The sequence below is a fragment of the Pseudoxanthomonas sp. F11 genome, assembly GCF_037046485.1.
Classification (GTDB): domain Bacteria; phylum Pseudomonadota; class Gammaproteobacteria; order Xanthomonadales; family Xanthomonadaceae; genus Pseudoxanthomonas_A.
The window spans coordinates 691872-707111 of sequence record NZ_JBANLZ010000001.1; the positions used below are offsets into that span (position 1 = coordinate 691872).

Genomic DNA, 15240 nt, shown 5'->3' on the forward strand with positions numbered 1-15240 from the left:
ACCGTGCCTGATGAACACCACTTCGCAACGCGCCCTCGTGATGGCGCTGGTCGCCGCTCTGCTGGTCCTCACCCGCCTGCACCTGCCCACCACGTTCGGCCACCTCGGGCCCCTGCCCGATGCCAGCTGGGCCGCGTTCTTCATCGGCGGCTACTACCTGCGCGGCTGGTCGCGCTGGGCGTTCCCGCTGTTCATGGCGGCGGCGGTGGCGGTCGACTATGTGGTGATCAGTGGCCAGGGCATGAACTTCTGGACGCACTATTGCGTGTCGCCGGCGTATTGGTTCCTGCTGCCGGCGTACGGCGCACTGTGGGCCGGTGGCACGCTGCTGCGCCGCTATCAGACCGCGCACCACGGCCGCACGCTGGCCCTGCTGATCGGCAGCCTGCTGGCGTCGGTGACCGTCTGCCACCTGCTCAGCCAGGGCAGCTTCTACTGGCTGAGCGCGGTCATCGCCGAGCCCACCCTCGCCGGCTGGTGGAAGAACTTCAGCGACTGGTACCTCCCCTACCTGCGCGTGGCCGCGCTCTACGTGGGCCTGGCGGTCATCGTGCACGTGATGGTCGGCCAGGTCGTGCGCCTGGCCCGTCCGCGCGCGCGCGCTGCCGGCTGACCGGGCCGCCATCCGGATGGGCAACCGCCTCTCGAAGATCTACACCCGCACCGGCGACGATGGCAGTACCGGGCTGGGCGACGGCACGCGCGTGGGCAAGGACTCCGCGCGCGTCACCGCCTACGGCACGGTGGACGAAGCCAATTCGGCCATCGGCGTGCTGCTGGCCGTACCCAGCGTGGCCGACGACATCCGCGCCCTGCTGACCACCGTGCAGCATCAGTTGTTCGACCTGGGCGGCGAGCTGTGCATCCCCGGGCATGCCGCCATCACCGGCGACGATGTCGAGGCGCTGGAGCGGCAGCTGGACCATTACAACGACGATCTGCCGCCGCTGAAGGACTTCATCCTGCCGGCGGGGGGCGAGGCCGCCTCGCGTTGCCACCTGGCCCGCACCATCGTGCGCCGGGCTGAGCGCGAGACGGTCACCCTGGCCCGCCACGACGCCGTGCGGCCGGAAGCGATCCGCTACCTCAACCGGCTGTCCGACCTGCTGTTCGTCCTGGCCCGGGTGCTGGCCCGCGCCGACGGCCAGGGCGAAGTGCTGTGGAAGCACGAACGCCGGCACGCATAGCCGCGGGCCTGCTCCCAAGGTCGAGTGCCGGCCCCTGCCGGGCCGCGCATAGAATGGACCCGGACATCCACCCGGGAGAGGCGGTTCCCGCCCCGTCGAGGGCAACGCCGGCATCGTGATCATCTATACCCATCCCGCCTGCCTGTTGCACGATCCGGGCCCCGAGCACCCGGAGCGGCCGGCACGGCTGGAAGCGGTGCTGGAGGCGCTGCGCGGGCAGCACGGCGATGCCGACTGGCGCGAGGCGCCCATCGTGAAGCTGGGCGACCTGCGCCGGGTGCACGACGACGCGCTGGTGCACGAGGTGCTGGAGGCCGATGTGGCCGGCTACCGCATGCTCGACCCGGATACGGTGATGTGTCCGGCCTCGCGCGCAGCCGCGCTGCGGGCCGCGGGCGCCGGCGTGGCGGCAGTGGATGCGGTGATGAACGGCGAGGACCGCGCGGCCTTCTGCGCAGTGCGCCCACCCGGCCACCATGCGACCGGCACGGCGGCCATGGGCTTCTGCCTGTTCAACAACATCGCCGTGGCGGCGGCCTATGCCCTCGACAGGCATGGGCTGGAGCGCGTGGCCGTCATCGACTTCGACGTCCACCACGGCAACGGCACCCAGGCCATCTTCTACAACGATCCGCGCGTGGCCTATTTCAGCAGCCACGAATCGGGCATCTACCCGCACAGCGGCGCGCCCTACGAGCGCGGCGTGGGCAACGTGTTCAATGCCCTGCTGCCGCCGGGCAGCGGGGGCTTCCGCTTCCAGAACACCTGGGCGGACGAACTGCTGCCCGCGCTGGACGACTTCAGGCCGCAGCTGCTGCTGATCTCGGCCGGGTTCGACGCGCACATGCGCGACCCGCTGGCGGACCTGATGCTGGAGACCGAGGACTTCGGCTGGCTGACCCGGCAGCTGCGCGAGGTGGCCGAACGGCATGCTGGCGGAAAGATCGTGTCCATGCTCGAAGGCGGCTACGACCTGGACGCCCTGCGCGAGTGCACCGTGGTCCATGTGGAGGCGTTGCGCTGAGCCGGACGGGTCCGCCCGCCGGTCGCTGAACCCCGCCCGACATCGTCCCGGGGCCTTCATTGCCCGCATGCATGGGATGGGGCAAGCTAACGGCCGTTTTTCGTCCGACAGCGAGCCCAGTAACGCGTGCGCCCTGCCCTCCGCCTGCTACCGTTACCCCTCAGCATCGCCCTGTGCCTGCCCGCGCTGGCCGACGATGAGAAGCCCGAAAGCTGGGCGCTGTGTCCCATCCAGGACGCGGTTCCGGCATTCGGCGAGGCGCCGCAGGCGCCTGCGCCCGGCAATGCCCAGGCCACGCGCGAGCAGCGTGCCGAGCAGCCCACCTCCATCGAAGGCGACAGCCTGGGCGGGACGGAGACCAATCTGGAGTACCAGGGCAACGTGGCGCTCAGCCGCGGCGACCAGTTCCTCGGCGCGGACAACCTGAAGTACGACCAGGAGAAGGACACCTACGTCGCCGACGGCCACATCCGCTACCAGGATGCCGGCATCCGTCTGATGGCCGACAGCGCGCGCGGCGACCAGGGCGCCGATACGCACCAGATCGACAACGTGCGCTACCAGCTGGTGTCCCGTCGCGGCAACGGCGGCGCCGACCGCATCGACATGAAGGGGCCGGAAGGCAGCCTGCTGCACTCCACCTACTCCACCTGCGATCCCGAGGACCGCCGCTGGGAACTGCGCTCGCGGCGCATCGACATCAACACCGACGACGGCTGGGGCGTCGCGCGCGGGGCGACGATCCGGCTGGGCAAGGTGCCGGTGCTGTACGTGCCGTACCTGAAGTTCCCGATCGACGACCAACGCCACACCGGCCTGCTGTACCCGGCTGTCGGCCTGTCCGGCCGCAACGGCTTCGACTGGAAGCAGCCGATCTACCTGAACCTGGCGCCGAACTACGACGCGACGCTGGAGCCGCGCTACATGAGCGAGCGCGGGTTCCAGATGGGCGCGGAGTTCCGCTACCTGTACGAAAAGGGACGCGGCGAAATCCAGGGTACCTGGATGAACAAGGACGACCTGGTCCGCGACCGCATGGGTGAGGCGGACTACGACGACAAAAATCCGAACAACCCGGATCCGGACGACGGGCGCGGCTTCTTCTCCTTCGAGGGCAGCCATCGCTTCAGCCGCAACTGGCAGGCGCGCGCCAACCTGATCTGGCTGAGCGATGCGCGCTATCAGGAAGATTTCGGCAATTCGCTTTACGGGCAGGCGTATTCCTCGGTGACCAGTACGGCCGGCGTCTACGGCGCGGGCGAGTTCTGGAGTGCCGGCGTGATGGCCGATCAGTGGCAGCTGTCGGACTATCTGAGCAGCGAAGCCTCCCTGCCCTACAACCGCCTGCCGCGCGCCTACCTCAACTGGAACCAGCCGCTCAGCCGCTGGATCAACGTCGGCGGTCATGTCGAGGCGGTGAGGTTCCAGCACAACGAATGGGGCGACGGCAGCCGGCTGGACATCAAACCCACCCTCTCCTTCCCGCTTCAGGGCGCGGCGTGGTACGTCACCCCGACGCTGGCGTACCGGCACACCGAGTACCGGCTCGATGCCGAACTGGCGCAGAGCGTCGCGGTGCGCCAGGCAAGCGCGGCCTACGGGCTGGATGCCGACCAGTTGTCGCCGGCGCAGATCGCCGAGTTCTACAACCGCTCCCCCAGCCGCAGCCTGCCGATCGGCTCGCTGGACGCGGGCGTGTACTTCGACCGCGAAACCGAGATCAAGGGCGACCGTTTCCTGCAGACGCTGGAGCCGCGGCTGTTCTATCTGAAGGCGCCCTATCGCGAACAGGACGGCCTGCCGATCTTCGACACGCGCCCGTTCAACTTCAGCTACGGCCAGCTGTTCCGCGACAACCGCTACACCGGCCCGGATCGCCAGACCGACGCCAACCAGCTGACCCTGGCGCTGTCCACGCGGCTGCTGCGGCAGAAGGACGGCTTCGAGCGGCTGTCGGCCAGCATCGGCCAGATCCGCTACTTCGACGACAGCCGCGTCGTCCTCCCCGGTGAGGTGCCGCTGGAAAAGGGCAAGTCGGCGTGGGTGGTGGACGCCAACTATGCGCCGACCGACCGCTGGACCATCGGCGCGTCCTACCAGTGGGACCCCAAATTCCGCCGCGAGGACCTGGCCAGCGTGCGCGCGCGCTACCTGCTGCCCGACGACGGCGTGGTCAACATCACCTATCGGCGTCGCCGCGACCTGCTCGAACAGGCCGACTTCTCGTTCCTGTATCCGGTCACGCCGGCGTGGAGCGTGGTGGGCCGCTACTACCATTCGTTCTACCGCGATGCCGCCACCAACCAGGAGCCCGGCCTGCTGGAAGGCGTGGCCGGCGTGCAGTGGGACAGCTGCTGCCTGGCCGTGCGCGCGCTGGTGCGCCGTTACGTGCGCAACCGCGACGGCGACATGAACACCGGCTTCCAGGTCGAGTTCGTCCTGAAGGGCCTGGGCTCGGCGGGCCAGGACACGGAGCGTACCCTGCGCCGTGCTATCCTCGGTTACTACCGAGACGACCTCTATCTCGTCCCGCCTAGCAATATCGCGCAGCGACCGGACGATACTTCCTACGATCCGGATCCGATTCCATGACCAAGCCGTTTCCCCGCCTCCTGATTGCCGGCCTGCTGGCCCTCTCGACCGTCGCCACGCCGGTGATGGCGCAGACCCTGCAGCCGCTGGACCGCATCGCCGCCGTGGTGAACGAGGACGTGGTGCTGCAGAGCGAAATGGACCGCGCCGTGCAGAACGTGCTGGCCCAGTACGCCAACCAACCGGGCCAGCTGCCGCCGCGCGCGGTGCTGGAGCGGCAGGTGCTCGAGCGCCTGGTGCTGGTCAAGCTGCAGGTAGCCCGCGCCACCGAAAGCGGCATCCGCATCGGCGACGCCGAACTGAACAACGCCATCAATGCCGTGGCCCAGCAGAACGGCACCACCCCGGACGGCCTGCGCCAGCGGCTCGAGGCCGATGGCATGTCCTTCGACGAGTTCCGCAGCTCGCTGCGCGACGAGATCACCATCCAGCGCCTGCGCCAGAGCTATGCGCAGTCGCGCGTGCAGGTGAGCGAAGGCGAAGTGGACGCAGCCATCGCCGCACAGGCCGCCACCGGCGTGCAGTACCGCCTGGCCCATATCCTGGTGGCGGTGCCCGACGGCGCCAGCGCCGACCAGATCAGCACCGGCAAGAGCAAGATCGATGGCGTGAAGGCGCTGGTCGACAAGGGCGAGCTGGATTTCTCGGCCGCCGCGGTGCGCTACTCCGACAGCCCCAACGCGCTGGAAGGCGGCGACCTGGGCTGGCGCAGCGTCGACGAGATCCCGACGGCGTTCGTCGAGATGCTCAAGGGCATGAGTCCCGGCCAGGTGGTGGGCCCGCTGCGCGGCCCCAGCGGCTTCCAGCTGCTGAAGCTGGTGGAAGTGCGCGATGCCGCGCAGATGGAGAAGCGTTCGGTCACCGAATACAACGCGCGCCACATCCTGGTGCGCGTCACCCCGACCCAGGATGCCGCCGCGGCCAAGGCCAAGATCGACACCCTGCGCGCACGCATCGCCGGCGGCGCCGACTTCGTCGAAGTGGCGAAGGAATCCACCGAAGACGCCAACAGCCGCGACGATGGCGGCGACTTGGGCTGGTTCCCGGCCGACGCTTTCGGCCCGGCGTTCGGCCAGCAGGTCAGCGGCCTGCAGGATGGCCAGGTCAGCGCTCCGTTCCGCACCGACGCGGGCTGGCACATCGTCCAGCGCGTCGGCAGCCGCCAGACCGACGTGACCGACCAGAACCGCCGCGCCCAGATCCGCGAAACCATCGGCCGTCGCAAGGCCGAGGACGAGTACAACCGCTTCCTGCAGGAGCTGCGAGGCGAGGCGTACGTCAGCTTCCGCACCGGCGACCGCGCAGAGACCACGCCGGGCGGCTGAGATGACCCCCCGGCTGGCGCTGGTACCGGGTGAGCCGGCCGGCATCGGCCCCGAGTTGTGCGTGCGGCTGGTGCAACAGCCGCGACAGGACTGCTCGCTGCTGGCTTTCGGCGACGCGGCCACGCTGTCGGCAGCGGCGCAGGCGCTGGGGCTTCCTCTCAGACTGCTCGAAGAGCACCAGGTCGCCGCGCGCCCGGGCGACCTGCGCCTGCGGCCGATACCCAATGCGGTCCCCACCGAATTCGGCCGCACCGATCCGCGCAATTCGCCTGCCGTCGTCGAAGCGCTCACGCGCGCAGCAGACGCCTGCCTGACCGGCGAACTGGATGGCCTGGTCACCGGTCCCGTGCACAAGGCCGCCATCAATGCCGGAGGCATCGCCTACACCGGCACCACTGAACTGCTGGCCGAACACGCGGGCCGGCCGGTGGTGATGATGCTCGCCAACGCGATCGTCCGCGTCGCGCTGGTCACCACCCACCTGCCTTTGCGCGAGGTGCCGGATGCCATCACGTCCACCACGCTGGAGGAAGCGCTGCGCATCACCCACGCGGCGCTGCGGGCGGATTTCGGTATTCCCCATCCCCTCATCGCGGTCCTGGGGCTGAATCCGCACGCGGGCGAAGCCGGCCACCTGGGGCGGGAGGAGATCGAGGTCATCGAGCCGGTGCTGCACACGCTGCGGGCGGATGGCCTGGACCTGGTGGGTCCGCTCCCGGCCGACACGGCGTTCCTGCCGCAGAGGCTGCGCGGCTTCGATGCCGTGGTGGCGATGTACCACGACCAGGGCCTGCCGGTGCTCAAGTACAGCGGGTTCGAGCAGGCCGTGAACCTGACCCTGGGCCTGCCCTACCCCCGCGTGGCCGTCGACCACGGCACCGCGCTCGAACTGGCCGGCAAGGGCACCGCGGATCCGTCCAGCCTGTTCGCCGCCGTGGCCACCTGCGCACGCATGGCCTCAACGCGAGGAGTGAGTGGGGAGAAGTGAGGGGTGAGCGAGATCTACAACCTCTGTTCCTCCCACCCGCCCCACTCACTTCTCACTTCTCCACACTCACTCCTCGCCCTATGTCCTTCAAGGCTCCCCCCAAGAAGTCCCTCGGCCAGCACTTCCTGACCGATCGCACCTACATCGAAAAGATCGTCATGGCGGTCAATCCCCAGCCGGGCGACCGTCTCGTGGAGATCGGGCCGGGCCAGGGCGCCATCACCTTCCCGCTGCTGCGCAGGCACGGCGAACTGACCGCCATCGAGTTCGACCGCGATCTCATCACGCCGCTGATGGAGGCCGCCGAAGGCGTGGGCCGGCTCACCATCATCCACAAGGACGTGCTGGATGTGGATTTCGGCAAGCTGGCGGGCGAAGACAGGCTGCGCCTGGTCGGCAACCTGCCCTACAACCTGTCCTCGCCCATCCTGTTCCATGCCATCGAGCACGCCGCGTCCATCCGCGACATGGTCTTCATGCTGCAGAAGGAAGTCGTGGACCGCATGGCCGCGGAACCCGGAAGCAAGGTGTACGGACGCCTCAGCGTGATGCTGCAGGCCTACTGCCGCGTGGACAGCCTGTTCGTGGTGCCTCCCGGCGCGTTCCGTCCGCCGCCGAAGGTGGATTCGGCCGTGGCGCGGCTGGTGCCGCGCGCGGCCGACCAGGTGGGCATCCGCGACCACCGCCGCTTCGCGGACGTGGTGCGCGCCGCATTCGGCCAGCGCCGCAAGACATTGCGCAATGCGCTGTCCGGCACCTGCAGCGTGGAGCAGATCGAAGCGGCGGGACTGCGCCCCGACCTGCGCGCGGAACAGGTGCCCGTCAGCGATTTCATCCGTCTGGCCAACCAGCCCGACGCATCCTGACCGCACGCAACGTGCCGTCGTTTCCGCTTTGACGTGCCATTGCATACACTGAACGCATGGATTCCCCCGACTACGCCATCGACGTCGACGTCGCCACGCGCTTCCTGGACGACCAGTCCGCGCCCGAGGACGGCCGCTACGTGTTCGCGTACACCATCCGCATCCACAACCGCGGGCGCGTGCCCGCGCAGCTGCTGCGCCGCCACTGGGTGATCACCGACGCGAATGGCAAGGTGCAGGAAGTGCACGGTGAGGGCGTGGTGGGCGAACAGCCCTGGCTGAGGCCGGGCGAGGATTTCCGCTATACCTCCGGCGCCGTCCTCGAGACCGCGCTCGGGACCATGCAGGGACGCTACGACATGCTCGCCGACGACGGCACCCGCTTCGACGCCCCCATCGCCGCCTTCACCCTGTCCGTCCCGCGGACCCTGCACTGAGGCCCCGGCGCATGAGTGTCTGGGCCATCGGCGACCTGCAGGGCTGCTACGACGCCACGCAGCGACTGCTGGAGAAGATCCGCTTCGATCCCGCGCAAGACCGGCTGTGGTTCTGCGGCGACCTGGTCAACCGCGGCGGACAGTCGCTGGAAACGCTGCGCCTGGTGCATTCGCTGCGCGAACAGTGTGTCGTCGTGCTGGGCAACCACGACCTGTCCCTGCTCGCCATCGGCGAGCGCTCGCCGGACGAGCAGCGCAAGGTCAATCCCGACCTGCAGCGTGTGGTCCTGGCCGACGACGCGCGCGTGCTGCTGGACTGGCTGCGCCTGCAGAAGCTGCTGCACGTGGACCGCGAGCTGGGCTGGATGATGGTGCACGCCGGGCTGGCGCCGAAGTGGACCATTACCCTGGCCGAGAAGCACGCGCGCGAAGTCGAGGCGCAGCTGCACGGCAATGGCTACCGCAAGCTGTTCCGCAACATGTACGGCGACAAGCCGAACTGGGCGCCGCACCTGTCCGGCCACGACCGCTCACGCGCCATCATCAACGTCCTCACCCGCATGCGTTACTGCACGCCGCGCGGGCGCATGGCGATCGAAGAGAAGGGTGCACCGGGCCGGCAGGCCCAGGGGCTATACCCCTGGTACGAAGTGCCCGGCCGCGCCGAGCGCGACCTCAAGATCGTCTGCGGCCACTGGTCCACGCTGGGCCTGATGATCGGCCATGGCGTGCATGCCATCGACACCGGCGCCGTGTGGGGCGGCAAGCTGACCGCGCTGCAGTTGGACACCGACGAGATCCGGCTGGTGCAGGTGCCCGGCCGCGACGTACCGCCTCCGCCCAAAGGCGAACTGCCGAAGGATTGAGCGCGTAGCGTGCGCCATGCGCACGCTACGTTCGGTCAGACGCGCCGGTACTCGACGAAGTCGAATCCGATGGCATGCTTCGCGTCCGCCGGATGCGGTTCGCGGGCGACTTCATGCCATTCCGCCGGATCGAAGGCCGGGAAGAACGCATGCGCGCCCTCCACCTCGGTATCGACCTCGGTGAGGTGCAGCACGTCGGCGCGACCCAGCGTGAGCGCGTAGACCTCGCCGCCACCGATCACGCAAAGCTCCTCGCTCCCCTGCTCCACCGCGATACGGACCGCCTCGTCCACCGAGGCGACCGCCTGCATACCCTCGAACGGCACGCGTCCGCTGCGCGTCAGCACCAGATTCAACCGTCCGGGCAGCGCACGCCCGAGCGACTCGGCCGTCCTGCGTCCCATCAGCACCGGCTTGCCGAGCGTCAGCGCCTTGAAGCGCTTCAGATCGTCCGGCAAGCGCCACGGCAGGTCGTTGTCGCGACCGATGGCGCGATGACGGTCCAGCGCGGCGATCAGGGAGATGCGCACGGGCGCTCAGACCGCCACCGGCGCCTTGATCGCCGGATGCGGATCGTAGCCGTGGATCTCGATGTCGTCGAAGGTGAAGGCGAACAGGTCGGTGACCTCGGGATTGAGGCGCAGCGCGGGCAGCGCGCGGGGCGTGCGTGCCAGCTGTTCCCGGGCCTGCTCGTAGTGGTTCGAGTACAGGTGCGCATCGCCCAGCGTGTGCACGAAGTCGCCGACGCCCAGCCCCGTCGCCTGCGCCACCATATGCGTCAGCAGCGCGTAGCTGGCGATGTTGAACGGCACGCCCAGGAAGATGTCGCCGCTGCGCTGGTAGAGCTGGCAGCTGAGCTTGCCGTCGACCACGTAGAACTGGAACAGCGAATGGCACGGCATCAGCGCCATCTTCGGCAGTTCGGCGACGTTCCAGGCGCTGATCACCAGCCTGCGCGAATCCGGGTTGCGCTTGATCTCCTCCACCAGCCACTGCATCTGGTCGACCGTCTTGCCGTCGGCGCCTTCCCAGCTGCGCCACTGCTTGCCGTAGACCGGGCCGAGTTCGCCGTTCTCGTCGGCCCACTCGTCCCAGATGCTGACCTTGTTGTCCTTCAGATACGCGATGTTGGTCTCGCCCTTCAGGAACCACAGCAGCTCGTGGATGATCGAGCGCAGGTGCAGCTTCTTGGTGGTGACCAGCGGGAAGCCTTCGTTCAGGTCGAAGCGCATCTGCCAGCCGAACACGCTGCGCGTGCCCGTGCCGGTGCGGTCGGACTTCTCGGCGCCGTGCTCCAGCACGTGGCGCAGCAGGTCGAGGTATTGCTTCATGCGCGCTCTCCGGCGAGGGACTTCACGTTCACTTGCCGGCGACCGGCGCGGGGACGACGGGCTGGAGCGTCGGCGCGCGTCGCGACAGCCACAGCAGGTACAGGCCCAGCAGCACCAGCGGCACGCTGAGGATCTGGCCCTTGGTCAGCCAGCCCCACGCCACGTAATGGCCTTCATCGGGCACGCGGACGAACTCCATCAGGAAGCGGAACACGCCGTACATCAGCGCGAACAGGCCCGAGACGAGGTAGCGCGGCCGCGGCTTGCGCGACACCGTCCACAGCACGACGAACATCACCAGCCCTTCGAGGAAGGCCTGATAAAGCTGCGAGGGGTGGCGGGCGAACGGATCCAACGCACCCGCGGCGTATTGCGCCTTCAGCTGCAGCGCGTCCAGATGGCGCAGCGCCGGATCGGTCGGAAAGATCACGCCCCAGCCGGCCTGGGTGTACTTGCCCCACAGTTCCGCGCCGATGAAGTTGCCCAGCCGCCCGAAACCCAGTCCCGGCGCGGCCAGCGGAGCCACGAAATCCATCGTGTCAAAGAAATGCAGCCGGTGCCGGCGCGACCACCACAACGCCGCGGCCATCACGCCGAGCAGCCCGCCGTGGAAGCTCATGCCGCCTTCCCACACCTTGAAGATCGACAGCGGATTGTCGAGGAACGTGCCGAACCCATAGAACAGCACGTAGCCGATGCGCCCGCCCAGCACCACGCCGAGCATGGCGTAGAACATCAGGTCGGAGAATGCGTCGGCATCGACACCCGGCAGGCGCCCCTGTGAAGCCCGCCTGCGTCCAAGCCACCAGGCCACGACGAAGGCCAGCAGGTACATCAGGCCGTACCAGTGCAGCTTGACCGGCCCCAGCGAAAAGATGATCGGATCGATCTGGTGGAGGTAGATCATGCGCCTCGGCATGGCCGGTGGGGAGCGCCTATTTTGCCCCAGGCGGGCATGCGGATGGGCATCCGTCCACTCCCGCCATAGCGCAGGGCTTGCCTGGCCGACCCCGGATGCCGGGTCGGACTGCCGGCCCACGGAGCAGGCTCCGTTCTGCGAAGTCGCCTTTCAATCCAGCAGCGCCGGCCGATTCGGCAGTTCGTCCTCGTCGGACTGGCCGTCCTGCTGCGGCCAGTGCAGCGCCAGCAGGTCGGAGACCGCACGCACGCCGTCGATCACCGCCCGTTCCGGATGGCCGGCGCGCATTTCCTGCTCGATCAGCCGGCAGACCTGACTCCATTGCGCGTCGCTGACGCGCCCGTCCAGTCCGCGGTCGGCGACGATCTCGATGCGATGGTCGGCCAGCAACAGATAGATCAGCACGCCGTTGTTGGCGTCGGTGTCCCAGGTGCGCAGACGGACGAAGACCTCGTGCGCACGTTCGCGGGCCTGCACCCCTGCCAGCACCGCGCTAGGCGGCAGGTTGGTTTCCACCGCGAACATCACCTCGCCGCGGTGCAGGCGTTCGCCGGCCGCAATGGCCTCGGTGATGCGATGCAGGCTGTCCTCAGGGAACAGCCGGCGCGACGAGCGTGCGAACAGATGGCGCAGCAGGCGCATCACCAACTCCCCGAGGCGCCACCGCCTCCCGACATGCCGCCCCCACCGCTCCAGCCACCCCCCCCGAAGCCGCCGCCACCTCCGAACCCACCTCCGAACCCGCCGCCGCCCCAGCCTCCGCCGCCGCCACCCCAGCCACCCCAATCGCGATGACGGGCGTAGGCACCCCGCGTCGACACCGAGGCCAGCCCATACAGCAGGCCGAAAACGCCCGCGATGCCAGCCGGAATCAGCGACGACAGCAGCAGCGCCACGCCCGCCGCAGCGCCACCGGTGAACAGGCCGCGCAGCCCGGCCGGCGCGCGGCCGAACATGCCCCGTACCACGGTCGCCACCACGAACGCGGCGAACAGCGCGAAGAGCCAGTCGCCACCGGAACCTTCGCCCGTCGTCGACCGGTGCGTGCTGACGGGCGCCGGCAACGATTCGCCATCGATCAGTTTCACCAGCACGGCCGTGGCGTCGGTGATGCCGCCGGCGTAGTCGCCGGCACGGAACTTCGGCACCAGGTATTCCTGGATGACGCGGTTGGCCACGGCATCGGGAATCGCGCCCTCCAGGCCATAGCCGGTATGGATGCGCACCCGACGGTCGTCCTTCGCCACCACCAGGATCACCGCGTCGTCCACGCCCTGGCGCCCCAGCTTCCACTGGTCGGCCACGCGCTGGGTGTAATCGAAGATGTCTTCGGGCTGCGTGCTGGCCACGATCAGCACCTGCAGTTGGCTGCCCTTGCGCTGTTGCAGCGCCAGCGCCTGTTGCTTGAGCTGCTGCTTCTGTGTGGCGTCCAGCGTGCCGGTGGTATCGACCACCGGCGAATCCAGCGCCGGAATGGCCGCCAGCGACTGTGCCCAGACCGGCGCAGCGACCAGCAGCAGGCACCATGCCAGCGCGCGCAGCATGGCGGCGATGGCCTTGGCTCAGTTGTCCGGGGACGGAGCAGGCGGCGGCGTGGGCGCCTGCGGCGCGGCCGGCGGCGGCGAACCGAAGTCGACCGCGGGAGCCTCGGAAATCGCCGCCTCGTTCTCGACGGTGAAGTTCGGTTTTTCCTTGGCGCCGATGATCTTGGCGGTGACCACCTGCGGGAACTGGCGGATATAGGTGTTGTAGTCCTGCACCGTCTGGATGTAGCGGCCGCGGGCGACGGTGATGCGGTTCTCGGTGCCTTCCAGCTGCGCCTGCAGGTCGCGGAAGGACTGATCGGATTTCAGGTTGGGGTAGTTCTCGGTCACCACCAGCAGGCGCGACAGTGCGCTGGATAATTCACCCTGCGCCTGCTGGAACTGCGCCAGCGAAGCGGCGTCGTCGGCGTTCACCTGGATCTGGCCGACCCGGGCGCGCGCATTGGTCACGTCGGTCAGCACCTGCCGTTCCTGCTGGGCGTAACCCTGCACGGTCTTGACCAGATTGGGGATCAGGTCCGCACGGCGCTTGTACTGGTTCAGGACTTCCGACCAGCCGGCCTTCACTGCCTCGTCCTTCTGCTGGATGGCGTTGTAGCCGCAGCCCGACAGCAGCGCGACCAGCACGACGAGCAACCACAGACGCGACACCTGGCGCATGGCACGGCACTCCCTTGGGCGGACGTGCCGATTCCAGCACCTTGCCCATGAAGGCGCAAGCTGCGCGCACGCGCTGCGGGAGACGCTTCGTTAGGCCTTCGTGAAAAAGGAAGGGCTCCCGAGGGAGCCCTTCGCGACATCAGGAGAGAAATGAGGAGCTATTCACGCAGCATGCGCAGGCCGGCGCGCTTCTTGGCCCACAGGTTGAGGCATTCGACCACGGCCGAGAAGCCCATCGCGCCATACAGGTAGCCCTTCGGGATATGCATCTCGAAGCCGTCCAGCAACAGGTACGCACCCACCGCCACGATGAAAGCCAGCGCCAGCATCTTGATGGTGGGGTTGTTGTCGATGAACTGGCCCAGCGGACGCGCCGCCAGCAGCATCACCGCCACGGCCAGCAGGATCGCGGCCACCATCACCGGCGTGTGGTTGGCCATGCCGACCGCCGCGATCACCGAGTCCAGCGAGAACACGATGTCGATCACGGCGATCTGCGCGATCACGCCGGCGAACGACGCCGCAGGGCGGGTGTGCACGTCTTCCGAATCGGGTTCGCCCTTCACCAGCTCCAGGATCTCCTTGGTGCCTTTCACCAACAGGAACACGCCGCCCAGGATCAGCACCAGATCGCGCACCGAAATGCCCTGGCCGAACAGGGTGAACAGGTCGGAGGTCAGGCCGGCCAGCCAGGCCAGCGTCAGCAGCAGCATGATGCGGGTGATGCACGCCACGGCGATGCCGAACTTGCGCGCGACTTCGCGCTGGTGCGGCGGCAGCTTGCTGACCGCGATGGAGATGAAGACCAGATTGTCGATGCCCAGCACGATCTCGATCGCACTCAGCGTGACCAGCGTGATCCACACCTGCGGATCGGTAAGCAATTCCATCATCAGGGAGTACCTAGGTTCAGATCAGGAGTTCAGAGGTAGCGCGGCGCGAGGACCAGCGCCCAGCACAGCAACACGTTCATCATCAGCACGAACACGGCGGCCGAACCCATGTCCTTGGCGCGGCCGGCCAGTTCGTGGTGTTCCGGGCCGTAGCGTTCGATCACCGCCTCGACGGCCGAATTCAGCAGCTCGGCCGCCAGCACCAGCAGGCAGCTGCCGATCATCAGCGCGCGCTCCAGGCCGCTCTGCCCCAGCCACAGGGCCAGTGGCGCCATGACCACCAGCAGATAGACCTCCAGGCGGAACGAGGATTCGTGCATCCACGCTGCCCGCAGTCCCTGCAGGGACCACACGGTGGCTTTCAGGATGCGGCCCGGGCCGCGCGGTAAGTGTCCGGTTTCGTCAGCCATGGGGCGGGTAGAGGCGAAAGTGGGGCCGCATCGGCCTTGCCGGACGGCCAAGGCCTGATCCAGCGGAAGCACGTGTCGGGTGGGCTGGCACCGTCAACGTGCCAAGGCGCCAATTTTGCCACAACGGGCTCCCCGGCCGCGTCGGCGCGGTTTGCATCCCCTGGAACGGGCTGGTCCACTAGACCCCTTCCGTGTCCG

Annotated in this window: 16 protein-coding genes and 1 pseudogene; 9 read left to right on the forward strand and 8 right to left on the reverse strand. The window is 68.3% G+C overall.

The window, feature by feature from the left end; genetic code table 11:
* Nucleotides 1–10: 10 nt before the first annotated feature.
* The 9 genes and pseudogenes from V8246_RS03510 (at nucleotide 11) to V8246_RS03550 (ending at nucleotide 9285) form a co-directional block, all read left to right on the forward strand.
* The gene (locus V8246_RS03510) at nucleotides 11–613 is read left to right on the forward strand and encodes a hypothetical protein (protein WP_336187925.1); all 603 of its coding nucleotides are present in this window, start codon (nucleotides 11–13) and stop codon (nucleotides 611–613) included.
* A gap of 16 nt (nucleotides 614–629) precedes the next feature.
* The gene (locus V8246_RS03515; protein WP_162110498.1) at nucleotides 630–1187 is read left to right on the forward strand and encodes a cob(I)yrinic acid a,c-diamide adenosyltransferase; all 558 of its coding nucleotides are present in this window, start codon (nucleotides 630–632) and stop codon (nucleotides 1185–1187) included.
* Between the two features lie 115 nt (nucleotides 1188–1302).
* Nucleotides 1303–2211: a histone deacetylase family protein gene (locus tag V8246_RS03520; RefSeq protein WP_336187926.1), complete on the forward strand. Its 909-nt coding sequence runs from the start codon at nucleotides 1303–1305 to the stop codon at nucleotides 2209–2211.
* Nucleotides 2212–2337: 126 nt separating this feature from the next.
* The gene (lptD, locus tag V8246_RS03525; RefSeq protein WP_336187927.1) at nucleotides 2338–4803 is read left to right on the forward strand and encodes an LPS assembly protein LptD; all 2466 of its coding nucleotides are present in this window, start codon (nucleotides 2338–2340) and stop codon (nucleotides 4801–4803) included.
* Nucleotides 4800–6110 (forward strand): annotated as a pseudogene (locus V8246_RS03530) (peptidylprolyl isomerase); the annotation flags it as partial. The gene lptD and the pseudogene V8246_RS03530, both read left to right, overlap by 4 nt.
* Nucleotides 6111–6129: 19 nt before the next feature.
* The gene (gene pdxA, locus V8246_RS03535) at nucleotides 6130–7116 is read left to right on the forward strand and encodes a 4-hydroxythreonine-4-phosphate dehydrogenase PdxA (RefSeq protein ID WP_336187928.1); all 987 of its coding nucleotides are present in this window, start codon (nucleotides 6130–6132) and stop codon (nucleotides 7114–7116) included.
* 80 nt (nucleotides 7117–7196) lie between these two features.
* Nucleotides 7197–7982: a 16S rRNA (adenine(1518)-N(6)/adenine(1519)-N(6))-dimethyltransferase RsmA gene (rsmA, locus tag V8246_RS03540; protein WP_336187929.1), complete on the forward strand. Its 786-nt coding sequence runs from the start codon at nucleotides 7197–7199 to the stop codon at nucleotides 7980–7982.
* Between the two features lie 56 nt (nucleotides 7983–8038).
* Complete coding sequence (apaG, locus tag V8246_RS03545) at nucleotides 8039–8419, forward strand: Co2+/Mg2+ efflux protein ApaG (RefSeq protein WP_271250466.1); 381 nt, start codon at nucleotides 8039–8041, stop codon at nucleotides 8417–8419.
* A gap of 11 nt (nucleotides 8420–8430) precedes the next feature.
* On the forward strand, nucleotides 8431–9285 hold the full coding sequence (locus V8246_RS03550) for a symmetrical bis(5'-nucleosyl)-tetraphosphatase (protein WP_336187930.1): 855 nt from the start codon (nucleotides 8431–8433) through the stop codon (nucleotides 9283–9285).
* 35 nt (nucleotides 9286–9320) lie between these two features.
* On the opposite strand, the gene V8246_RS03555 is transcribed toward V8246_RS03550, so the two are convergent.
* From V8246_RS03555 to V8246_RS03590, 8 genes are all read right to left on the reverse strand, one after another.
* Complete coding sequence (locus V8246_RS03555) at nucleotides 9321–9815, reverse strand: dihydrofolate reductase (RefSeq protein ID WP_336187931.1); 495 nt, start codon at nucleotides 9813–9815, stop codon at nucleotides 9321–9323.
* Nucleotides 9816–9821: 6 nt separating this feature from the next.
* Nucleotides 9822–10616, reverse strand: a complete 795-nt coding sequence (locus V8246_RS03560) for a thymidylate synthase (protein ID WP_336187932.1) — start codon at nucleotides 10614–10616, stop codon at nucleotides 9822–9824.
* 28 nt (nucleotides 10617–10644) lie between these two features.
* Nucleotides 10645–11523 (reverse strand): prolipoprotein diacylglyceryl transferase, encoded by an 879-nt coding sequence (gene lgt / locus V8246_RS03565; RefSeq protein WP_336187933.1) that lies wholly within the window; start codon nucleotides 11521–11523, stop codon nucleotides 10645–10647.
* A gap of 162 nt (nucleotides 11524–11685) precedes the next feature.
* Nucleotides 11686–12177, reverse strand: coding sequence for a TPM domain-containing protein (locus V8246_RS03570; RefSeq protein ID WP_336187934.1), 492 nt, complete (start codon nucleotides 12175–12177; stop codon nucleotides 11686–11688).
* Nucleotides 12177–13079, reverse strand: a complete 903-nt coding sequence (locus tag V8246_RS03575) for a TPM domain-containing protein (protein WP_336187935.1) — start codon at nucleotides 13077–13079, stop codon at nucleotides 12177–12179. Before V8246_RS03575 ends, V8246_RS03570 begins: the two co-directional genes overlap by 1 nt.
* Nucleotides 13080–13097: 18 nt before the next feature.
* On the reverse strand, nucleotides 13098–13739 hold the full coding sequence (locus tag V8246_RS03580) for a LemA family protein (protein ID WP_336187936.1): 642 nt from the start codon (nucleotides 13737–13739) through the stop codon (nucleotides 13098–13100).
* A 158-nt stretch (nucleotides 13740–13897) separates the two neighbouring features.
* Nucleotides 13898–14635 (reverse strand): TerC family protein, encoded by a 738-nt coding sequence (locus V8246_RS03585; RefSeq protein ID WP_336188324.1) that lies wholly within the window; start codon nucleotides 14633–14635, stop codon nucleotides 13898–13900.
* Nucleotides 14636–14661: 26 nt separating this feature from the next.
* Nucleotides 14662–15042 (reverse strand): diacylglycerol kinase, encoded by a 381-nt coding sequence (locus tag V8246_RS03590; RefSeq protein WP_298157386.1) that lies wholly within the window; start codon nucleotides 15040–15042, stop codon nucleotides 14662–14664.
* Nucleotides 15043–15240: the final 198 nt, after the last annotated feature.